Origin of the sequence: Streptomyces sp. NBRC 109706, assembly GCF_000974485.1 — a bacterium.
Lineage (GTDB): Bacteria > Actinomycetota > Actinomycetes > Streptomycetales > Streptomycetaceae > Streptomyces.
This window is the reverse complement of record NZ_BBOM01000011.1, coordinates 513027-532608: the sequence shown is the minus strand read 5'-3', so window position 1 is coordinate 532608 and position 19582 is coordinate 513027. Positions and strand designations below refer to the sequence as shown.

Below are 19582 nucleotides of genomic sequence, written 5' to 3'. Positions count from 1 at the left end.
AGACTCTGCCGGTCCTGGCCCTCCGCGCGGCACCGTGGGTCCCATGACCGAACAGACAGAAACCACCGCGGGGACCACCGCGGGAATCACCGCCGGGGCCACCGCGGGCAAGACCGCCCTCCTGGTCGACGATGTCGAGCCGTTGGAGGTCGCCCCCGGGATCCTGCGCCGCCGCCTCGGGCGCACCCCCTACGCCAGCGGCTGGTTGATCGACTTCGCCCCCGGCACCGAATGGCCGGATGTGGACCAGCACGCCACCGAGGAGCGGTACTTCGTGCTGAGCGGCGAGGTGATCGACGGCGGCGAGCGGCACGGCCCGGGCACCTATGTCGTCTTCGAGCCGGGCACCAGCCACCGGCCGCGCACCGAGACGGGCGCGCGGATGCTCGGCTTCACCGTGCTGGGCCGGCCGTAACGAACGCCGGGCGGGGGTGGGCGCGGGTTCATGGCTCGATCAGCGGGGTGATCGAGCCGGCCGCGCTCAGGGCCCGGTGGAGGGCCAGCTCGGCCGTGGCGCCCTCGGTCAACAGGATGCCGGTGCACCCCCGTTGGTCGGTGAGATGGCGCACCGCGTCTCCGGCCGCCAGGGTCGGGAACCACCGGGGGGATCCTGGGAAGGCGGTCAGCCCTTCGAGCCCTGACCAGCCGGTGAGGGTGCCGGGGCGGTCCGGGTAGAGGAGCACGAACGCGGTGGCCGGCCCGGTGCGTTCGGGCCCGTCCAGCAGGCTCGGGCGCCGGCCCAGGGTGGTGTCCACCAGCGCCTCGTACACATTGGTGGCCAGGGCCCGGCACAGCGCCTCGCCGACCAGGGCGCCGCCGATCCGCCGGTTGATCTCCACCAGTTCGGGCCCGTCGGCGGTGAGGACGAACTCCACATGGGCGAAGCCGTCGCGGTGTCCCGCCGCCGCCAGCAGCCGGCGCACCCAGCTCTCGACGGCGCGCTCCTGGTCGGGCGGCAGGGCGACGGGGAAGGACGCCGCCTCCTCGCGCACCGCCGGCGGCGGCGACAGCTGGCGGCTGAGCACGCCGAGGAGCCTGGTCTCCCCGGCCCAGCCGACGGTCTCCGCGCTGTACACCGGGCCCGGCAGATAGGTCTCGGCGAACAGGCCCCCGGTCAGGGGCTGTTGGGCGGCCTCGGCCAGCGCGCGGTCGAGCCCGGCGGCGTCCCGCACCAGCCAGACGTTGCGGGACGAGGTGCCGGCGGAGTCCTTGAGGACGGCCGGCAGGCCGATCTCGCGCAGCACCTCGGACGCGGCCCCTGGGCCCGGCTCCACCGGGATCGCCCGGACCCGGCCGAGGCCGTGTTCCGCGAGCAGTCGGCGCACCCGCAGCTTGTCGCGGAGCACCCGGACCGTCTCGGGGTCGGGTCCCGGCAGCCCGAACTCGGCGGCGAGTTCGGCGGCCGGGACGCTCCAGCCGTCGGTGGAGTTGATCAGCCCCACCAGATCGGGGACGGCGCGCAGCGCGGCGCGGCAGGCGGCCAGGTCGTGGGTGTCGACATCGACGATGTCCAGTGCGTCGGGCGGCAGTTGGGCCAGCTCATGGCGGTAGATGGCGCGGGCTCCGGTGAGCAGCCGGAGCCGGTGTCCGGCCCGGGCGGCGGCCTCGACGGTGTTGACCAGCCCGAAGCTCAGGGTCTCCAGGGCGGCGATGGTGGTCATGCCTCTCCTCGTTTCCGCTGGTCGCCGGCCGGCCCCCCGGGGCGGACGCCGCGCACGATCAGTCGGCGGGCGCGCTGGTCGTAGGGCGAGAGATCGAAGTCGCCATGGCAACTGACCTCGGTGAAGCCGGCGTTCCCGAACAGCGCGCGCAGTTCGGCCGCGCTGTAGAGCTGGGAGGTGATCGACGCCTCGCGGGCGGTGCCGCCGCGCACCAGCGTCCAGTCGGTGCGCAGACGCGTCCAGTCGTCCAACACGGTGTCGCGTTGCACCACATAGGCGTCGTCCAACTCGACGACCTGGGGCCGTCCGATCCAGCCGGCCAGCACCTCCTTGCCCATCAGGTCGATCACCAACTGGCCGCCCGGCACCAGCGAGTCGTGGGCGTTGCGCAGCACCCGCAGGTTGTCCTCGGCGGCGTCGAAGTAGCCGAAGGAGGTGAAAACGTTGAGCACCACGTCATAGCCGGCCGGCTCCACATGGGTCAGCATGTCGCCCTGGACCAGCCGGACCTGGACATCGGCGGCGGCGCAGGCGGCGCGGGCGCGGTCCAGCATCGCGGCGCTGAGGTCGAGTCCGGTGACCCGGTGGCCGGCGCGGGCCAGCGGCACCGCGTAGAGCGCGGGCCCGCAGGCCAGGTCGAGCACCCGGGTGCCCGCCGGGTAGTCGAACAGCGGGGAGGTCTCGACGAGTTCGGCGATCGCGGCGCGTCGGCTGGGGGAGAACATCACCTCGGAGAAATCGACCCAAAAACCGTCATCCTCGTACCAGTGCATCGGTGGGACACCTCGCTTCCGGTGGTGGCCGGCTCGGAGTGTACCCAGGGTCGGTGGGAATAGACGCCTCCCTCGTTGTTCTCGGGAAGGTAGAAATCCTTTACCCGACCGAGGCATGCCGGGCCCTAAGTCGGGGAACGCGCGACGCCGGAACGGGAAATGCCCCGGGAGTGCGCTCGCCCGCTTTTGACGCCGGCCCGGGAAACCGTCCGGCCCCGTGCCGAACGGGAAATCCACCCGCCGATAGCCTGGGTCCACACCGGTCCGGCGTGGGGTGCAGCGGCCTTTCACTTGAGAAGTCGGCGGCCGTGGCGGGTAAGTTCCCGGCCAACCGCAATGCGTTATCCGACGGCGAAAATCGTGCCGCACATATCGTCACCCGAACCCGGCGGTGTCACCATGGTTCTGTCATGGAACCTGGCCGGACGTTGCGCGCCACGAGAGCCGCCGTATTCGCGGGGCTCTGCGTGGTGCTCACCGTTTCCAGTCACACGTTGATCTCCGGGGATTCCGTTTCCTGGGCGACGCTCGGGGTGGTTTTCCTCGGGGTCTGGATCGGGGTGGTGGCGTTCGCCGACCGGGAGCGGGGGCCGGTCGCGGTCATCGCCTCGGCGTTGGGCGTCCAGGCCCTGCTCCATGGCGCGTTGTCGTTCGGGCATGCCGTCGGGCCGGCTCAGCCGCCCGTCGCGCGCCCCCATCCGGCGGCGGGCGAGGTGGCGCACGCCGCCACCGTGACGCTGTCCGGCGCCGGCCATGAGGAGCACGGCTCCACGGCGTGGATGCTCGCGGCGCATCTGGCGTTGGCGCTGCTCAGCGCCGTCTGGCTGTGGTGGGGCGAACGCGCGCTCTTCCGGCTGCTGCGGTGGGCCGCCGACCGGGTGTGGCCGGTCCCGCCGCCGCGCGCCGTGCCGCCGACCCCGTCGACTCCCCCGCGCCGGCGGCGCGTTGGCCGCGACGACGAACGGGAGCCCACCCGGTCCTGGTGGGCGCGTCGGCTCGGTTCCCGGGGGCCGCCCACGGTCACCGCGCTCCCCGCGCCGCTCCGGCGCCCCAGCCGGGCCCACACCGCCTGACAGGCGACGCGACGTTCGTCCGTCCTGTCCCCCGGCGGCGTTCGGGCTCCCCCACGCCGTGCCGATTCCCGGCTGGAACGGCACGTTCCCGCGAAAGGCGACAGGACCGTGACCTCATCACTCGCCGCCCCGCCCCGCCGGCGGCCGACCGTCCGCACCGGTCAACCACCCGAGGAGCAGGGCGACATAGGCCAGGACGCGGCGGCGCTGCGTGCCCTGGCCCTCGATCCGGCGCGCGCCGACGACGCCACCGTCACCCGGTGGGCCCTGGCGGCCCGCACGGGCGACCGGCGCGCGGTCGAACTCTTCGTGCGCGCCGTGCGCGACGATCTGCAGCGCTATCTGGCCAGGTTGAGCGGCGATCCGCAGGGCGCCGAGGACCTGGCCCAGGACACCCTGCTGCGCGCGCTGCGCAGCCTGCCGGCCTTCGAGGGCCGATCGTCGGCCCGCACCTGGCTGTTGACCATCGCCCGGCGCACGCTGATCGACCGGGTCCGCTACGAGCGCGCCCGCCCCCGGCTGGCCGACACCTCCGACTGGCTCTCCGTGGTGGAACGCCAACAGCGCGGCCAGGCACCGGGGTTCGAGGAACGTGTGGCGTTGGACGAACTGCTCGCCCGGCTTCCGTCGGACCGGGCCACCGCGTTCCGGCTCACCCAGATCGTGGGCCTGCCCTACGCGGAGGTGGCGGCCGCCAGCGGCTGCCCGATCGGCACCGTGCGCTCCCGGGTGGCGCGGGCCCGCCGGACGTTGGCCTCGCAGCTCACCACGGCCGAGACCGGTCGGCCCCAGCCGTGACCCCGGCGCCCGGCCGCGCCCCGCGTCGCGGCCGGGCGCCGACACCGTCCCAAGCCCGTTTCTCCGGCGTCAACCCCGCCGGATCCCCCACGAGTCGAGGTGGCGACGCCATGCGAAGGCACGAGGAGCACATCCCTGGAACCGTTCCCCATCCCCCGTCGTGTCGGGCGACGGGCCGCGTCGCGGGCGGCGGGCGGTGAACGCGGTGCCGTCGTCCGCGCCGCCGCCGGCCCCGCCAGCGGGGCCCCCGGTGGTGCACGAGCACATCACCGACGCCATCAAGGCCCCCGACCTGGTGCGGCTCTCCGCCAACACCGTGCTGGCCCGCTTCGAGACGCTCAAGGTGTACGCCGCGCTCGGCGCGGTGCGGACGTTACTGGAGCGGGGCGTCATCCGCCCCGGGCAGACGCTCGTCGACAGCTCCAGCGGGATCTACGCGCTGGCCCTGGCGATGGCGGCGCACCGGCACGGTCTGCGCTGCCATATCGTGGCGTCCACCACCGTGGACGCCACCACCCGGGTGCAGTTGGAGATCCTGGGCACCACCATCGACCAGATGCCGCCCTCCGACGATCTCCGTCTCGACCAGCGGCGCCGGGTCGCCCGGGTGCGTGAACTCGTCGCGGCCCGCCCCGACATGCACTGGATGCGCCAGTACCACGACGCGGTGCACTACGCGGGCTACCGCGAGTTCGCCGCGCTGGTGGCATCGGCGCTGCCCGGGCGGGAGTTGACGGTGGTCGGCTCGGTCGGCACCGGTTCGTCCACCGGCGGGCTGATCCTGCCGCTGCGGCAACACGGCCTGGACGCGCGGCTGGTCGGCATCCAGCCGTTCGGCAGCGTCACCTTCGGCAGCGAACGGTTCCTCGATCCGGAGGCGATCATCGCGGGCATCGGCAGCGCCATCCCGTTCGCCAACGTGCGCCACCGGCTCTACGACGGGCTGCACTGGATCGACTTCCGGCACGCGATGGCCGGTTCGGTCGGGCTGCTGCGCGGGCACGCGGTGTTCGCCGGGCTCTCCACGGGGGCGGCGCATCTGGCGGCCCGCTGGGAGGCGGCCAGGCGCCCGGAGCGCACCCACCTGGTGATCGGCGCGGACACCGGGCACCGTTACGCGGAGCGCGCGTTCGCCCGGCACCGGGAGGCGCCCGATCCGCGCACGCTCAAACCGCACCAGATCACCGAGCTGACGGATCTGCGGCCGCCCTGGTCGGTGATGGAGTGGGGGCGCCGCCCCTACCCGCCGGGCGAACCCGGCGGGCCGACCGGGCGCTGATCCGGCGCGGCACGGGGGCGGGTCAGGCCCGGCCCGCCTCCTGCTCCGCCTCGATCCGCTGGTTCCACTCGGCCTTGCTCGACTGCCAGCCGTCCTCGTCGCTGCCCCGGCGCCAGTAGCCGGAGACGGACTTCACGCCCTCGCGCGGCAGGCCCCGGTCATGGCGCAGATGGCGGCGGAGCGTCTTGACCATGTGCGCCTCGCCGTGCACGAACACCTGGACCTCGCCGGCCGGGAAGTCGAGCGCCGTCACGGCCTCCACCACGGCGTCGCCGACCGGCCGCTCGCCCCGGTGCAGCCAGTGCACCTCGACGGGGCCCGTCGGCTCGGCGAGCTTCTGCTCCTCCTCGGGCCCCGCCACCTCGATATAGGCCACCGCCCTGGCGCCCTCGGGCAGCCCGGCCAGCGCGGCGGCGATGGCCGGCAGCGCGCTCTCGTCGCCGGCCAGCAGATGCCAGTCGGCATCGGCCGAGGGCGCGTAGCCGCCGCCGGGGCCCAGCAGGTACAGCTCGTCGCCGGCCTGGGCGGCGGCGGCCCAGGGGCCGGCCAGCCCCTGGTCGCCGTGGTACACGAAGTCGACGGTCAGCTGCCGGGCCTCGGCGTCCCAGGCGGCGACCGTGTAGGTGCGTGTGCGGGGCCAGGACTCGCGCGGCAGCTCCGCGCGGATGGCCGCGACGTCGAACGGCTCGGGGTAGGTCACCCCGGGCGCCGGGAAGAGCAGCTTGACGTAGTGGTCGGTGCAGCCGCTGGTCGCGAAGTCCCGCAACCCGTCGCCGCCGAAGACCACCCGGATCATATGGGGGGTGAGGCGCTCTTTGTGCAGCACACGAGCCCGATGGGTCTGGACGGGCCGGCGGGTGGGGCGATCGCTCACGGGGAACTCCTGGCTCGGGGCGGGTTCGGCGCGGGTGGCGACACCCGGATCGGTCCGGGCACCACACCAAGCACCAGGTTAGGTAAGCCTCACCTCACAGTACTCCGAAGTCAAGGCCCCCCCACCGCCAGCCGGGCGCTACCTCCCCAGGCCGGGAACGACCACCGCGCCCGGCAGCTGGGCCAGCGCCGCACCGGGCACGATCAGCTTGCCCCGGCGGCTCCCGCTGCCGATCAGGACATGCGGCAGCTCCACCACCGCCGGATCCAGCAGCACCGGCCAGTCGGCCGGCAGCCCGATCGGGGTGATCCCGCCGTACTCCATCCCCGCGGCCTCGACCGCCGTCTCCTGGGGCGCGAACGACGCCTTGCGGGCGCCGAGCTGCTTGCGCACCGCGCCGTTGACGTCGACCCGGGTGGTGGCCAGCACCACGGCGGCGGCCAGCGTGGTCTCGCCGGCGCGCTTGCCGGCGATCACCACGCAGTTGGCCGAGGTCGCCGGATCGACGCCGTAGGTCTCGACGAAGAGGGCGGTGTCGGCCCGTTCGGGATCGCTGTCCACCCACAGCAGTTGGTCCGCCGGGATCTTCCCCGTCCAGTTGGCGACCGCCGCGACAACGGCGGGGCAGAGCGGTTCCTCGACCTCGGGAAGCGGAATGGCCTGGGCGAATTCGCCGATGGGAGCATGCATGGCGGGCACCGTATCAGCCGCTCAGCGGGGCGCGGGCGGCACCACCACCGCCATGATCAACTCGGCCGGAATCCGCCCCTCGTTGCGGTAGCCGTGCGGCACATGGGACTCGAACGCCGCCGAGGCGCCCAGCGGCACCCGATGGTCGGCGTCGTCCACCCGCAGCGTCAACTCGCCCTCGACCACATGGATCAGCTCGGTGGTGCCACGCGGATGGGCGTCGGCGTCATGCCCCTCCCCCGGCATCAGCCGCCACCGCCACATCTCCAGCGGCCCGGGCGCCTCCGTCCCCACCAGCAGGGTGCTGTGGCTCCCGGCCTCGGTATGCCACAGCCGCACCGCCTGCTCGGCGGTGAACATCCGTACGGCGGGCGGGTGTTCGGTCTCCAGCAGGGTGGTGACGCTGACGCCGAGCGCGTCCCCGATCTTGACCACGGTGCCGACGCTCGGGTTGGTCCTGGCCTGTTCGATCTGGATCACCATGCTGCGGCTGACCCCGGCCCGGGCGGCCAGCGCCTCCAGGGTGAGGCCGCGCTCGGCGCGCAGCCGGCGCAGATTGCTCGCGAGGGACTGGGTCAACTGGTCCAGATCGGTCACCGGCGCCTCCCGCACCCATGGACGAGTGTATTATTTTCCACGAGAGAGTTCATTATTCCACCCTGAAGCCCTTCCCGAATCCCGTCCCGGGCCCGGTCGACGAGACCGCCCGGGACACTGTACGTGTGAGGTAACGATGGTCGCCCTTGCCCTGGTCACCAGTCTGCTCTGGGGACTCGCCGACTTCGGCGGAGGTCTGTTGACCAGGCGGCTGCCCGCGCTCACCGTGGTGGTGGTCTCCCAGACCCTGGCCGCCGGGGTGTTGGGCGTGGTCGTGGTGGCCACCAGCGCCTGGACGGAGGCCGGCGGACGCCTCTGGTTCGCGGTCGCGGCCGGTGCCGTCGGCCCGCTGGCCCTGCTCTGCTTCTACCGGGCGCTGGCGCTCGGCCCCATGGGCGTGGTCTCGCCGCTCGCCGCCACCGCGGTGGCGGTGCCGATCGGGGTGGCGCTGCTGCTGGGCGAGCGCCCCGGGCTGTGGCAGTACACCGGGATGGCCGTCGCCTTCGCCGGCGTGCTGCTGGCCGGCGGGCCCCGCCTCGGCGGCGGGGGCGGCGTCCCCCGGCAGACCCTGGTGTACACGGCGGGCGCCGCGCTGGGCTTCGGCGCCGTGCTGGCGCTGATCGCGGAGGCGTCCACCAGCGTCACCGGCCTGTTTCTGGCCCTGTTCGTCCAGCGGGTGTGCAATGTGGCCACCGGCGGCGCCGCCCTGTGGTGGGGGGCGCGGCGCGGGGTGGCGGTGCTGCCCGAGGGCGGCCGATCGCTGCTGGTGGCGGCGCTGCCCTCGCTGACCTTCGTCGGTCTTGCCGATGTGGCGGCCAACGCCACCTATGCGCTGGCGGCCAGGATCGGGCCGATGACGGTGGCCGTGGTGCTGGCCTCGCTCTATCCGGTGGTCACGGCCCTGGCGGCACGCGGCGTGCTGCGGGAACGGCTCCTCGGCAGCCAGGCCGCCGGCGCCGGCCTCGCCCTGGCCGGCACCCTCCTGCTGGCCACCGGCTGACCGTCGGCCGGCCGCCGGCTGGACGCCCAAGTCCCCTCGTCCACAACGTGGTTGAGCACCCGATGGGTGCGTGGTTCGATGGCTGGCACGGAGTGCACGAGGGGGCGGAACCATGAGGTCGAAGGCACGAAGACGAACACTGGCCGGGGTGGGGGCCCTGGCCCTGCTGCTCACCGCGTGTGGAGGCGATCTGCGCAGGGCGGAGCGTCCGGACGCCCGCGCCCCCGGGGACGCCGGCGGCGAGGATCTCTCGACGCTCTCGGCCGGCGCGTTGCTGGACCGGTCCGCCACCGCGATGGCGGACGCGGGCGCGGTGCGGTCCCAGGTGATGTTGCAGATGGGAACGACGGTGCTGAACAGCGACTTCCGGGTCGACCAGGACGTCTGCTCGGGCGCGCTGGAGACGGACCGTGGGAGCGTGACGTTTCTCCAACGGGGCGAGGACGCCTGGCTGATGCCCGACGAGCGGGCCTGGCAGGTCAACGCGTCGGCCGGCTCCCGCGACCTCACCGGCCGGTATCTGCACGGCACTCCCGAGGAGTTGAGCCACCGCTACTTCGACGCCGTGGGCGCGTGCGACTGGGAGGAGCAGTTCCAGGGCGGCGGCGCGGGGGCGGAGGAGTGGGAACGCGAGTGGTCCAGGGAGGAGGACACCACCTTCCGAGGCCAGGCCGTGGCCACCGTGCGGACGCTGGAGTCGGACCGCTCGTCCGAGACCGAGCGCCTTTTCCTGATCGCCCTGGAGGGCGAGCCCTATCCCCTGCTGGCCCGGGAGATCTTCGCCACCCACGAGCAGGAGGTGATCGGGGAGGCGCTGTACAGCGACTTCGGCGTGCCCGTCGAGGAGCCGGCGCCGCCCGCCCATCTGGTCGTGGAGTTCGACCAGTTGGACGGCGTGGACCCGTACGCCTTCCTGGAGGAGGCCGTGCCCGACCTCTGACCGGGCCGGCCCCGCCCGGCCCTACGCGTCGTGCGGCCGGAGCGTCCAGAGCACCGTCATCTCGCCCGTGACAGCGCCGTCCGCGCGGGTGATCGCCACCTGGACGGGGAACTCGGGGCGCTGCCCGGCGTCCAACTCGGCGACCACATCGGCGATCGGCCGGCCCAGCGTGGCCGTGGCGGTGACCTCGCCCTTGGCCAGCTTGCGGTAGGCGATCTCGGCGCGCACCGCCAACGGCACCGCGCGGGAGAGCTGATCCCCGAAGGCGGCCAGCACGATGGCGCCGCTGGCGGACTCGGCCAGGGTGAACATGGCGCCGGCATGCGGCCCGCCCAGGTGGTTGTGGTACTCCGGCTGGTCGGGCAGCCGGACCACCGCGCGCTCCGGATCGGTGTGCTCGAAGGCGAGGTTGAGCGTGCGCGCCATCGGGACGGTCGCGGCGAGTTGCTCGCCGATGGAGATCGAGTCAGTCATACCCACACGTTACCAGCGGGTAATGACAGTGGGCCGGCACACGCCCGCCCTCGTCGGGGACGCCCGCACGTCGCAGGTCCGTCGCAAATCGGTGACAGGTGTCAAGCGTTGGCGCAACCCCCTTTAGAGTCTTCTTCCATGAGGCCAGGAGAACAACAGCCGGGGGGCGAGCCGGCCCGCGAGTGGTCCAACCCCTATCAGCAGCCGGGGTACACCCAGCCCAACCCGTACCAGCAGCAGGGGGGCGACGGTTGGCAGCAGCAGCCGGGGCCCACCCAGCCCGGCGCGGGCTGGCAGCAGCCGCCAGGACCGCCCGGGGGACCCGGGGCGACACCGCCGCCGCCGGGTGGGGGTGACAACTCCAAACGGACGAAGATAGCCGTCGGCATCATCGTCGCGGTCGCCGTGGTGGCGGGCGCGGCCGTCACCGGCGTGGTGCTGCTGGGGGGTGACGACGACGACTCGTCCCAGGCCGGCGAGTCGCGTGACGCTCCCGGGCCCAGCGACGAGCCGTCGGACGAGCCGTCCGACGAGCCGACGGAGGAGCAGAGCGAGCGGCCGGACAACCCGGACGACCCGCGTCGCGGAGTCCTCCAGCGCCCCGACCCGGTGATCGCGCCCGACTGGCAGGTGCAGACCCTGGAGAACCGCCATATCGCGTTCGACGTGCCGCCCGAGAACTGGATCACCAACTCGGAGAGCATGACGTACGGCCTCACGGACGACCGCGAGGACGCCGAGCCGGGCGATGTCCTGGTCTCCATGTCCGGCGTAGCCGTCTATATGGACGACTGGTGCGACGACGCGGAGTACGGGGTCAGCAGCCGCGCGTGGGCCGGCACCAAGGGTGCGCAGGGCGCCACCAACACGGGCGAGGCGGCCGAGAACGAGGCCCTGAACTGGGCGCTCGGCGGCTATGACCAGAACCAGCTGGGCACCTTCGAGATGTCGGAGCCCGAGGAGTTCGAGAGCGACTACGGCATCAGCGGGCATATCGTCCGGGCCAGCGTCACGAACGTGCCGGAGGACCCGGACGATCCGGAGCCGTGTGGCCAGACGGACGGGAAGGTCGTCGCGGTCTCCTATCTGGATCTCAACAACGACATGGCGACCTGGGTGCTGATGGCCGACGCCGGCGTGCCGGACGAGCTGGACGACGAGGTCATCGAGCAGATGCTCAGCAGCCTGCGGCCCTACCCGGTGGACGCCGAGCAGAGCTGAACCGCCGCCCGCAGTGCCGCCCGCCGTCGCCAGCCGCCGCTAGCCGATCCGGAAGGCGTCGGCCGGCGGCTCCGGCGACGGCACGGCCGCGCCGTCCGACACCGGCCGGGCGCCGGCGATCAGCCGGGTCAACGGCTCGCCCTCGGTGAGCCGGGCGGGGAAGGCGTCGGCGGCCAGCCGCCGGGCCAGCCCCGCCGGGGGCGGCGCCTCCGCCGAGGCGAGCAGCAGCACATTGCCGAACCGCCGCCCGCGCAGCACGGCGGGCTCGGCGATCAGCGCCAGCCGCTCGAAGCAGGCGGCGAAGGCGGCCAGTTGGGAGCGGAGAAAGGCGAAGGGCGCCGCGTCCGCGAGGTTCGCCGCATAGATCCCGCCGGGCCGCAGCGCGCGGGCCGCCGCCCGCGCGTGACCCAGGGTGGTGACCCGCGCCGGCACCCGCGAGCCGCCGAAGACATCGGCGACCAGCAGATCGCAGCCGCCGGGCGGCGCGGCCTCGACGGCGTCCCTGGCGTCGGCGATCACCACGTCGATCCCGCTGTCGCCCGGCAGCGGAAGCCGCTCGGCGACCAGCTCGGCCAGCCCCCGGTCGACCTCGATCACCCGCTGCCGGGAGCCGGGCCGGGTGGCCGCCAGATACCGGGGCAACGTGAGCCCGCCGCCGCCCAGATGCAGCACGTCCAGCGGTTCGCCGGGCGCGGCGACGGTGTCCACCAGATGCCCGAGCCGGCGGACGTACTCGAACTCCAGATGGGTGGGGTCGGCCAGATCCACATAGGACTGCGGGGCGTCGTCCACGGTGAGCAGCCAGGCGCCCGCCCGGTCCAGATCGGGCAGCAGCCTGGCGGTGCCAAGATCCACGGCGCGCAGCACCGGCGTCGGCTCGTCCATCCGGGCATTCTCCCGTGACCGACGGGCACCGCCGCACGCCGGGGCAGGCGTGCGGCGGTTCAGCCGGTGTGGGGTCAGTCGGCCAGCACCGAGGTGACGGTGCCGGCGCCGACCGTGCGGCCGCCCTCCCTGATGGCGAAGCCGAGCCCGGTCTCCAGCGGCACCGGTTGCCCGAGGGTGACGGTCATCGAGATCCGCTCCCCCGGCAGCGCCAACTCACCCTCGCCCAGCTCGATGTCGCCCACCACGTCGGCCGTGCGCAGATAGAACTGCGGACGGTATCCGGTGGTGACCGGGGTGCGGCGGCCGCCCTCGGCCGAGGAGAGCAGATAGACCTCGGCGGCGAAGCGACGCCCCGGCGTGACGCTGTCCGGCGCCGCGACCACCTGTCCACGGCGCACCGCGTCCCTGGGCACGCCGCGCAGCAGCAGCGCCACGTTGTCGCCGGCCTGCCCCTCGCTCATCGGCTTGCCGAAGGTCTCAAGGCCGGTGACCACCGTCTCGATGTCGGCGCCCAGCACTGCCACCCGGTCGCCGACCCGCACGGTGCCCCGTTCCACGGCGCCGGTGACCACGGTGCCCCGTCCGGTGATGGTCAGGGTGTTCTCCACCGGCAGCAGGAACGGCGCGTCCAGGTACCGCTCGGGCACCGGCACATGCCGGTCCACCGCGTCCAGCAGTTCCACCACCGCGTCGATCCAGCGCTGCTCCCCGTTCAGGGCGCCGAGCCCGGAGACCCGGACCACCGGCAGTTCGTCGCCGGCGTAGCCCTGCGCGGTGAGGAGTTCCCGCACCTCGAGCTCGACCAGGTCGGTCAGCTCGGGGTCGCCGGCGTCCGCCTTGTTGAGCGCCACCACGATGTGCCGCACGCCCACCTGACGGGCCAGCAGCACATGCTCGGCGGTCTGCGGCATCACGCCGTCCACGGCCGAGACCACCAGGATCGCGCCGTCCAGCTGCGCCGCTCCGGTGATCATGTTCTTGACGTAGTCGGCGTGCCCCGGCATGTCGACATGCGCGTAGTGCCGGGTGGCGGTCTGGTACTCGACATGGCTGAGGGTGATGGTGATGCCCCGCGCCGCCTCCTCGGGCGCGCGGTCGATGCGGTCGAACGGGACGAAGGTGCCGGTGCCGAGGTCGCTGAGCACCTTGGTGATGGCCGCGGTCAACGTCGTCTTCCCGTGGTCCACATGCCCCATGGTGCCGATGTTCAGGTGGGGCTTGGTACGGGTGTAGGGCTGCTTGGGCATGGCGTGTTCTCTCACTGCCGAGTGGTGTTGGCTCCGGCGGGGCGCGCGGCCCCGAGGCCGGAACGTGGACCCCGAGCGGTGCGCCGACCCTCCCCCTGTGGGGTCCACGGTGCGATCCGGGAAGGGTCAGCTTCGAGCGCCGTCTGCCACTGTCAGCGGAACGCCGGCAGCCCGCAGAGCGTCCGCGCATGCGGACGGTGCTGCGGGGTGGGCGTTCGGGAACATGGGTCCAGGGTGCCGGATACCCCCCCGGAAATCGAACGGTTTTCTGAAGGACACGTGTCGGACAGCCGGTGTTCCCCAGTCGTTGGGGCGCTCGCCTAGAGTGACACCGCCCACCAACTCCTGTCTGTTCCCCCCTCCTCGTCTGCCTCTTCCAGGGATACCCGCTGAGTTCATGTCTTGGTTCGAATCGATTGTTCTCGGCCTGGTCCAGGGGCTGACGGAGTTTCTGCCCATCTCCTCAAGCGCGCATCTGCGGTTGGCCGCCGTGGCCGGTGGTTGGGAGGATCCGGGGGCCGCCTTCACTGCGGTGTGCCAGATCGGCACCGAACTGGCGGTGCTGATCTACTTCCGCAAGGACATCGCCCGCATTCTCAGCGCCTGGTTCCGGTCGTTGACCGACCGGTCCGTGCGCTCCGACCCGGACGCGCGGATGGGTTGGCTGGTGATCATCGGCTCCATCCCCATCGGGGTGCTGGGGCTGACGTTGCAGGACGCCATCGAGGGCCCGTTCCGCGATCTGCGGCTGATCGCGGTCAACCTGATCGTGCTGGGCGTGATCCTGGGCGTGGCCGACCGGATGGCCGCCAGGGACAGCGGGGGCGGCCGGCACCGGGCGGTGCGGGTCCGCAAGGACCTCGACCAACTCACCGTCAGGGACGGCCTGTTGTTCGGTCTCGCGCAGGCCATGGCGTTGGTGCCCGGGGTCTCGCGGTCCGGCGCCACCATCACCGGGGGGCTCTTCCTCGGCTACCGCAGGGAGGCCGCGGCCCGCTACTCGTTCCTGCTGGCCATCCCCGCGGTGCTGGCGTCCGGCGCCTATGAGCTGACGGAGATCGGCGGCGAGGACACCCATGTCTCCTGGGGGCCGACGATCCTGGCGACGTTGATCGCCTTCCTCGTCGGCTATGCGATCATCGCCTGGTTCATGCGCTGGATCAGCACCCGCAGCTTCATGCCGTTCGTCTGGTACCGGATCGGGGTCGGCGTGGTGTTGCTGCTGCTGATCTGGTTCGGGGTGGTGGAACCGAACGCGGGCGAGGACTTCGGCACGCCGGCCGAGGTGACGACCGAGGGCTGACCGGGCGTCAGTGCCGGCCCTGGGCGGCGAGCACCACCCGCTCGCACAGCTCATGGGTGCGCAAAGCGTCCTGGGCGTCGAGGGTGTGGCCCGTGCGCACGGCGTCCAGGAACGCCACCGCCGCCTGCTCGATGCCGCGTTGACGGGCCACCGGCACCCAGTCCCCCCGGCGGCGGACGCTCGGCTGGCCCTTGTGGTCGATGATCTCGGCGAGGTTGCGCACCTCCCGCTTGGTGTCCTGGCCGGAGACCTCAAGGACCTCCTCGGCCGAACCGGAGAGGTGGTTCATGGTGCCGAGCGCGGAGAAGCCGTCGCCCGCCAGATGCAGCACCACATGGTGCAGCAGCCCTTCCCGCACCCGGGTGCTGAGGTGCACCTGGTCGATCGGCGCCGGCGCGAGGAAGCGCAGGGTGTCCACCACATGGATGAAGTCGTCGAAGACCATCCGCCGGGGGTCCTCCGGCAGGCCCCTGCGGTGTTTCTGCAGGACGATCAGATCACGGGGGCCCTCCAGGCACTGGGCGTAGGCCGGGGCGTGCCGGCGGTTGAACCCGACGGCCAGGGACACCCCGAGGGTGTCGGCCAGATCCACCAGCCGCCGCGCCTCGGACAGTTCGTAGGCCAGCGGCTTGTCCACATAGGTGGGGACGCCGGCGGTGAGCAGCCTGGTGACGATCTCGGGGTGGACGGCGGTCGGGGCGTGGACGAACGCGGCGTCGAGGCCGACCGCCAGCAGCGAGGTCAGCTCCTCGTGCAGCGCCTCGCGGGGCAGCCGGTAGGCCGCGCCGGTCTCCTCCAGGGTCGTCCGCCGCCGGGTGTGCAGGTGGAGGCTGATACCGGGGCGTGTGCCGAGTACCGGCAGGTATGCCTTGTGGGCGATGTCCCCGAGCCCGATCACGCCGACCTTCACGAACTGCTCCTCGGTGTAGGTGGAACCACGGATCGCGCGCCGTGTGGGCGCGGACGGGCAGCATACGCGGGGGCGTTCGCGCCTCGAACACCGATGCCGGGGTGCGGGGCCGTCGCCCCGCCCGACCACCGGGGACGGGCGGGGCGACGGCCAGCCGACCAGCGGGTCGGCGGGTCAGCGGGTCGGCGGGTCAGCCGGCGAGGTCGGGAACGCGCCAGTCGATCGCCGTGTGTCCCTGGGCGGCGACCGCCTCGTTGATCTGGGTGAAAGGCCGGGAGCCGAAGAACTTCTTGGCGGACAGCGGCGAGGGGTGCGCCCCCTGGACCACCACATGCCGGTCGGTGTCGATCAGCGGCAGCTTCTTCCGCGCGTAGGCGCCCCAGAGCACGAACACCGCCGGGTCGGGGCGGTCCGAGACGGCGCGGATCACCGCGTCGGTGAACTTCTCCCAGCCCTTGCCCTTGTGGGAGTTGGGCTCGCCGGCGCGGACCGTGAGCACCGCGTTCAGCAGGAGGACGCCCTGCCGGGCCCACGGCAGGAGATAGCCGTTGTCCGGGACGGGGTGGCCCAGCTCCTCCTTCATCTCCTTGTAGATGTTGCGCAGCGAGGGCGGCACCCGCACTCCGGGGCGCACCGAGAAGCACAGCCCATGGCCCTGGCCCTCGCCGTGGTAGGGATCCTGGCCGAGGATCAGCACCTTGACGTCCTCGAAGGGAGTGGCCTCCAGCGCCGCGAACACCTCGTCGCTCGGGGGGTAGACGGGGCCGGCGGCCCGTTCCTCCTCGACGAACTCGGTCAGCTCCTTGAAGTAGGGCTGGTCAAGTTCCTCGCCCAGCGCCGTCTGCCAGGAGTCGGGCAGCTTGCCATTCACGTCGTTCAACCTCCGGGGTCGTGCGGTGAGTTACCGCGCCGCCACTGCGGCGCGGTGTGCCTCACAACGTACCGGCCGGCACTGACAGCTCAGCCCAGACCGGCGCCCAGACCCAACCCACCGTCCAGCACGAACGTCTGGCCGGTGATCCAACTCGCCTCCGCCGAGGTGAGAAACGCGACAGCGCCGGCGACGTCCTCGGGGACGCCCAGCCGCTTGAGCGGGTAGCCAGCGGCGACGGCCTCCTCGTCGGCGGCGTAGAGCGCGCTGGCGAACCTGGTCTTCACCACCGCGGGGGCCACCGCGTTGACCCGGACGCCGGGGGCCAGCTCCAGGGCCAGCTGCTCGGTGAGGTTGATCAGCGCCGCCTTGGTGACGCCATAGCCGCCGAGGAACGGCGCGGCGCCCAGGCCCGCGATGGAGGAGACGTTGACCACGCTGCCGCCGTACTCCCGCTGCCAAGCGTGCCAGGCGTGCCGGGCGAAGCCGAAGGCGGAGAGCACATTGATCTCGAAGACCTTGGCCAGGGACGCCGGTTCGACGTCGATGAGCGGGCCGAAGACCGGGTTCCCGCCGGCGTTGTTGACCAGGTGGTCGAGCCGGCCCCAGTCGGTGAGCACCCGTTCGACCACCTCGGCCTGGTGTGCCGGATCGTGGGCCTTGCCGGCCACGCCCATGGCGCCCGGGCCCAGCTCGGCGACGGCCTCGGCCAGCCGCTGCTGATCGCGCCCGGTGATACAGACCCGCGTGCCCCTGGCCGTCAACACCCGGGCTATGCCCAGGCCGATCCCCCGGCTGCCGCCGGTGACCACGGCCACCGGGGTCTCGGCCTCCTCCGGCTTCCCGGGCGGCGGCTCAGTCAAGGGGGCCTCCGGCCACATAGAGCACCTGGCCGGAGACATAGCCGGCGGCCTCGCTGGCGAAGAAGGCCACGGCGTTCGCGATGTCCGCCGGCTGTCCGACCCGGCGGACCGGGATCTGCTCGGCGGCGGCGCGCTGGAAGTCGTCGAAGGCCATGCCGACGCGCTGCGCCGTCTGCGCCGTCATCTCCGTGGCGACAAAGCCGGGCGCCACCGCGTTGGCCGTGATGCCGAACTTCCCCAGCTCGATGGCGAGCGTCTTGGTGAAGCCCTGCAGGCCCGCCTTGGCCGCCGCGTAGTTGGCCTGGCCCCGGTTGCCCAGGGCTGAGCTTGAGGAGAGGTTGACGATCCGGCCGAAGCCGGCCTCCACCATGTGCTGTTGACAGGCGCGGGACATCAGGAAGGCGCCGCGCAGATGCACGTTCATGACCGTGTCCCAGTCGGCCTCGCTCATCTTGAAGAGCAGGTTGTCGCGGAGCACGCCGGCGTTGTTCACCAGGATCCCGGGCGGGCCCAGCCGCTCGGCGACCTGGGCCACGGCCGCGCTCACCGCGTCCGTGTCCGAGACATCGCAGCCGATCGCGAGGGCGCTGCCGCCCGCCGCCTCGATGGCGGCCACGGTGGGCTGCCCGGCTTCCTCGGTCAGATCCAGCACGGCGACCCGATGGCCGTCGGCGGCCAGCCGCTCGGCGGTGGCGGCCCCGATGCCTCGGGCCGCGCCGGTCACCAGCGCGACGCGCTGCTCGGTGGTGGACATGCGTGGGACTCCTCGCCGTCGAGTGATCTACTACCCACAAGTAACTACCATCCGGGACTGACAACGGGAAGGCCGCCCCCGCGTTCAGTGCACCAACACCGTGAGCAGCCGCTCCAGCTCCGCCTCGGGATCGGCGGTCAACCCGCTGTGTACGGGCCCGGGTTGCACCACGGTGCTGCGCGGCGCGATCAGCCAACGGAAACGCCGCCCCACCTCGTCGGCCGCCCCCTGGCCGCCCTCGGGGCCGCCGTCGCAAAGGCTCTCGACGGCGCGCAACGCGGCCCGTACCCCGTCCAGGTCCACCTGGGGGTCGAGCGCCCGCAGCCGCTCGGGGGCGAGGTGGGTGCGGGCCGCGAGAAAGGAGCGGGGGCGGCAGTAGAGCAGCACCCCGGCGTTGACGCATTCGCCGCGCTCCACGCGGGGCACCACCCGCAGCACCGCGTACTCGAAGACGGCGCGCTCGCCGCTCGTCCCGCTCATCGGCCGGCTCCGTCCCGCTCGGCGGGGCGGCCGGTGAGCCAGCCCGGCGCGTTGGACCGTGCCTGCTGCCGGGGCGGCCCGAGGGTGACCCGGTCCCCGATGGTGGCGGCGCGGGCCAGCAGCACCTCGCGGTAGGCGGCGCGCACCGCGTCGGGCGTGGCCAGCCCCGGCTCGGCGGCCAGCCAGGCGTCGGGGACCTCGGCCAGCGTCTGGTCGAGCAGTTCGACGGTGACCCGGGGCGCCAGGGCCTTCCCGGCGGCGGCGACGTCGGGCCCGAACGGCGCCAGCGCATGGTCCGACGCGTCGAAGCCACGCGCCGCCGAGGCGGTGGCCGTCGGCCAGTTGTGGTGCCAGATGAGCGCGGCGCCATGGTCGATCAGCCACAGATCGCCGTGCCAGACCAGCATGTTGGGGTTGCGCCAGGACCGGTCCACGTTGTTGACCAGGGCGTCGAACCAGACGACCCGGCCGGCCTCCACCGGGTCGACCCGGTACGCCAGGGAGTCGAAGCCGATCGAACCCGGCAGATAGTCCATGCCGAGGTTGAGCCCGGCGCTGGCCTTGAGCAGTTCCTGCACCTCCTGGTCCGGCTCGGCGAGGCCGATCACCGGATCCAGCGTCATCCGCACCAGCTCCGGCACCCGCAGCCCGAGCCGCCGCGCCAGGCCCCCGCAGATCACCTCGGCGACCAACGACTTGGGGCCCTGCCCGGCGCCGGTGAACTTCATGACATAGGTACCCAGATCATCCGCCTCGACGATGCCGGGCAGCGATCCCCCCTCCCGGAGGGGCGTGACATAGCGGGTGGCGAGGACTTCTCGGAGCATGCCCGCAAGGCTATACGCCGCCGTGAACGCGGCGTTCATGGCCGGAATCCGCCGCCGCC

22 protein-coding genes are annotated in these 19582 nt (G+C 72.7%); 8 read left to right on the top strand and 14 right to left on the bottom strand.

Going from position 1 to position 19582, the window contains the following annotated elements; genetic code table 11:
• The first annotated feature begins 43 nt into the window (after positions 1–43).
• On the top strand, positions 44–415 hold the full coding sequence (locus AOM46_RS26865; RefSeq protein ID WP_062216038.1) for a cupin domain-containing protein: 372 nt from the start codon (positions 44–46) through the stop codon (positions 413–415).
• 28 nt (positions 416–443) lie between these two features.
• On the opposite strand, the gene AOM46_RS26860 is transcribed toward AOM46_RS26865, so the two are convergent.
• Positions 444–1661 (bottom strand): ATP-grasp domain-containing protein, encoded by a 1218-nt coding sequence (locus AOM46_RS26860; protein ID WP_062216037.1) that lies wholly within the window; start codon positions 1659–1661, stop codon positions 444–446.
• Positions 1658–2434, bottom strand: a complete 777-nt coding sequence (locus AOM46_RS26855; protein ID WP_062216036.1) for a class I SAM-dependent methyltransferase — start codon at positions 2432–2434, stop codon at positions 1658–1660. Before AOM46_RS26855 ends, AOM46_RS26860 begins: the two co-directional genes overlap by 4 nt.
• A gap of 410 nt (positions 2435–2844) precedes the next feature.
• On the opposite strand from AOM46_RS26855, the gene AOM46_RS26850 reads away from it, so the two are divergent.
• The 3 genes from AOM46_RS26850 (at position 2845) to AOM46_RS26840 (ending at position 5584) form a co-directional block, all read left to right on the top strand.
• Positions 2845–3507 carry a hypothetical protein gene (locus AOM46_RS26850; RefSeq protein ID WP_158920701.1) on the top strand — a complete coding sequence of 221 codons (663 nt, stop codon included), beginning with the start codon at positions 2845–2847 and terminating at the stop codon, positions 3505–3507.
• A 186-nt stretch (positions 3508–3693) separates the two neighbouring features.
• Positions 3694–4305 carry a sigma-70 family RNA polymerase sigma factor gene (locus tag AOM46_RS26845; RefSeq protein WP_078857237.1) on the top strand — a complete coding sequence of 204 codons (612 nt, stop codon included), beginning with the start codon at positions 3694–3696 and terminating at the stop codon, positions 4303–4305.
• Between the two features lie 250 nt (positions 4306–4555).
• Positions 4556–5584, top strand: coding sequence for a pyridoxal-phosphate dependent enzyme (locus AOM46_RS26840; protein WP_234314023.1), 1029 nt, complete (start codon positions 4556–4558; stop codon positions 5582–5584).
• A 22-nt stretch (positions 5585–5606) separates the two neighbouring features.
• Here the strand turns inward: AOM46_RS26840 and AOM46_RS26835 are convergent, their stop codons facing one another.
• From AOM46_RS26835 to AOM46_RS26825, 3 genes are all read right to left on the bottom strand, one after another.
• A complete protein-coding gene (locus AOM46_RS26835) occupies positions 5607–6458 on the bottom strand; it encodes a siderophore-interacting protein (RefSeq protein ID WP_062216032.1) in 852 nt (283 codons plus the stop codon).
• Between the two features lie 138 nt (positions 6459–6596).
• Positions 6597–7148 carry a YbaK/EbsC family protein gene (locus tag AOM46_RS26830; RefSeq protein WP_062216025.1) on the bottom strand — a complete coding sequence of 184 codons (552 nt, stop codon included), beginning with the start codon at positions 7146–7148 and terminating at the stop codon, positions 6597–6599.
• Positions 7149–7169: 21 nt separating this feature from the next.
• Positions 7170–7745: a helix-turn-helix domain-containing protein gene (locus AOM46_RS26825; RefSeq protein ID WP_062216298.1), complete on the bottom strand. Its 576-nt coding sequence runs from the start codon at positions 7743–7745 to the stop codon at positions 7170–7172.
• Positions 7746–7881: 136 nt separating this feature from the next.
• Here AOM46_RS26825 and AOM46_RS26820 point away from each other — a divergent pair, with 136 nt between their 5' ends.
• Both AOM46_RS26820 and AOM46_RS26815 read left to right on the top strand, forming a co-directional pair.
• On the top strand, positions 7882–8745 hold the full coding sequence (locus tag AOM46_RS26820) for an EamA family transporter (RefSeq protein ID WP_062216023.1): 864 nt from the start codon (positions 7882–7884) through the stop codon (positions 8743–8745).
• 112 nt (positions 8746–8857) lie between these two features.
• A complete protein-coding gene (locus AOM46_RS26815; protein ID WP_158920698.1) occupies positions 8858–9685 on the top strand; it encodes a hypothetical protein in 828 nt (275 codons plus the stop codon).
• A 21-nt stretch (positions 9686–9706) separates the two neighbouring features.
• Here the strand turns inward: AOM46_RS26815 and AOM46_RS26810 are convergent, their stop codons facing one another.
• Positions 9707–10147 carry a YiiD C-terminal domain-containing protein gene (locus tag AOM46_RS26810; RefSeq protein ID WP_062216296.1) on the bottom strand — a complete coding sequence of 147 codons (441 nt, stop codon included), beginning with the start codon at positions 10145–10147 and terminating at the stop codon, positions 9707–9709.
• A 150-nt stretch (positions 10148–10297) separates the two neighbouring features.
• Between AOM46_RS26810 and AOM46_RS26805 the strand changes: the two genes are divergently transcribed.
• Positions 10298–11380 (top strand): hypothetical protein, encoded by a 1083-nt coding sequence (locus tag AOM46_RS26805; RefSeq protein WP_067226604.1) that lies wholly within the window; start codon positions 10298–10300, stop codon positions 11378–11380.
• Between the two features lie 39 nt (positions 11381–11419).
• On the opposite strand, the gene AOM46_RS26800 is transcribed toward AOM46_RS26805, so the two are convergent.
• Positions 11420–12265, bottom strand: a complete 846-nt coding sequence (locus AOM46_RS26800; RefSeq protein WP_062216017.1) for a spermidine synthase — start codon at positions 12263–12265, stop codon at positions 11420–11422.
• A gap of 74 nt (positions 12266–12339) precedes the next feature.
• Positions 12340–13515: an elongation factor Tu gene (gene tuf / locus AOM46_RS26795; protein ID WP_062216015.1), complete on the bottom strand. Its 1176-nt coding sequence runs from the start codon at positions 13513–13515 to the stop codon at positions 12340–12342.
• A 397-nt stretch (positions 13516–13912) separates the two neighbouring features.
• Here tuf and AOM46_RS26790 point away from each other — a divergent pair, with 397 nt between their 5' ends.
• A complete protein-coding gene (locus AOM46_RS26790; RefSeq protein ID WP_062216013.1) occupies positions 13913–14818 on the top strand; it encodes an undecaprenyl-diphosphate phosphatase in 906 nt (301 codons plus the stop codon).
• Between the two features lie 7 nt (positions 14819–14825).
• Here the strand turns inward: AOM46_RS26790 and AOM46_RS26785 are convergent, their stop codons facing one another.
• From AOM46_RS26785 to AOM46_RS26760, 6 genes are all read right to left on the bottom strand, one after another.
• The gene (locus tag AOM46_RS26785) at positions 14826–15728 is read right to left on the bottom strand and encodes a Gfo/Idh/MocA family protein (RefSeq protein ID WP_062216011.1); all 903 of its coding nucleotides are present in this window, start codon (positions 15726–15728) and stop codon (positions 14826–14828) included.
• 190 nt (positions 15729–15918) lie between these two features.
• A complete protein-coding gene (gene ung, locus AOM46_RS26780) occupies positions 15919–16599 on the bottom strand; it encodes a uracil-DNA glycosylase (RefSeq protein ID WP_062216009.1) in 681 nt (226 codons plus the stop codon).
• 89 nt (positions 16600–16688) lie between these two features.
• Entirely contained in the window at positions 16689–17480 is a 792-nt protein-coding gene (locus AOM46_RS26775; protein WP_107080195.1) for an SDR family oxidoreductase, read from the bottom strand.
• Positions 17455–18216: a 3-oxoacyl-ACP reductase FabG gene (gene fabG / locus AOM46_RS26770; protein WP_062216005.1), complete on the bottom strand. Its 762-nt coding sequence runs from the start codon at positions 18214–18216 to the stop codon at positions 17455–17457. Before fabG ends, AOM46_RS26775 begins: the two co-directional genes overlap by 26 nt.
• Before the next feature lie 84 nt (positions 18217–18300).
• Positions 18301–18696, bottom strand: coding sequence for a DUF3037 domain-containing protein (locus AOM46_RS26765; protein ID WP_062216002.1), 396 nt, complete (start codon positions 18694–18696; stop codon positions 18301–18303).
• Positions 18693–19523: a HipA family kinase gene (locus tag AOM46_RS26760; RefSeq protein ID WP_062216294.1), complete on the bottom strand. Its 831-nt coding sequence runs from the start codon at positions 19521–19523 to the stop codon at positions 18693–18695. Before AOM46_RS26760 ends, AOM46_RS26765 begins: the two co-directional genes overlap by 4 nt.
• Between the last annotated feature and the right edge of the window lie 59 nt (positions 19524–19582).

What these genes read in the sequence shown, in the direction of transcription:
- AOM46_RS26830 (WP_062216025.1), bottom strand. Translation starts at nt 7,148, where the DNA reads ATGCATGCTCCCATCGGCGAATTCGCCCAGGCCATTCCGCTTCCCGAG.
- AOM46_RS26760 (WP_062216294.1), bottom strand. Translation starts at nt 19,523, where the DNA reads ATGCTCCGAGAAGTCCTCGCCACCCGCTATGTCACGCCCCTCCGGGAG.
- AOM46_RS26820 (WP_062216023.1), top strand. Translation starts at nt 7,882, where the DNA reads ATGGTCGCCCTTGCCCTGGTCACCAGTCTGCTCTGGGGACTCGCCGAC.
- AOM46_RS26805 (WP_067226604.1), top strand. Translation starts at nt 10,298, where the DNA reads ATGAGGCCAGGAGAACAACAGCCGGGGGGCGAGCCGGCCCGCGAGTGG.
- AOM46_RS26855 (WP_062216036.1), bottom strand. Translation starts at nt 2,434, where the DNA reads ATGCACTGGTACGAGGATGACGGTTTTTGGGTCGATTTCTCCGAGGTG.
- AOM46_RS26860 (WP_062216037.1), bottom strand. Translation starts at nt 1,661, where the DNA reads ATGACCACCATCGCCGCCCTGGAGACCCTGAGCTTCGGGCTGGTCAAC.
- AOM46_RS26775 (WP_107080195.1), bottom strand. Translation starts at nt 17,480, where the DNA reads ATGTGGCCGGAGGCCCCCTTGACTGAGCCGCCGCCCGGGAAGCCGGAG.
- tuf (WP_062216015.1), bottom strand. Translation starts at nt 13,515, where the DNA reads ATGCCCAAGCAGCCCTACACCCGTACCAAGCCCCACCTGAACATCGGC.
- AOM46_RS26765 (WP_062216002.1), bottom strand. Translation starts at nt 18,696, where the DNA reads ATGAGCGGGACGAGCGGCGAGCGCGCCGTCTTCGAGTACGCGGTGCTG.
- AOM46_RS26865 (WP_062216038.1), top strand. Translation starts at nt 44, where the DNA reads ATGACCGAACAGACAGAAACCACCGCGGGGACCACCGCGGGAATCACC.
- AOM46_RS26815 (WP_158920698.1), top strand. Translation starts at nt 8,858, where the DNA reads ATGAGGTCGAAGGCACGAAGACGAACACTGGCCGGGGTGGGGGCCCTG.
- fabG (WP_062216005.1), bottom strand. Translation starts at nt 18,216, where the DNA reads ATGTCCACCACCGAGCAGCGCGTCGCGCTGGTGACCGGCGCGGCCCGA.
- AOM46_RS26790 (WP_062216013.1), top strand. Translation starts at nt 13,913, where the DNA reads ATGTCTTGGTTCGAATCGATTGTTCTCGGCCTGGTCCAGGGGCTGACG.
- AOM46_RS26850 (WP_158920701.1), top strand. Translation starts at nt 2,845, where the DNA reads ATGGAACCTGGCCGGACGTTGCGCGCCACGAGAGCCGCCGTATTCGCG.
- AOM46_RS26800 (WP_062216017.1), bottom strand. Translation starts at nt 12,265, where the DNA reads ATGGACGAGCCGACGCCGGTGCTGCGCGCCGTGGATCTTGGCACCGCC.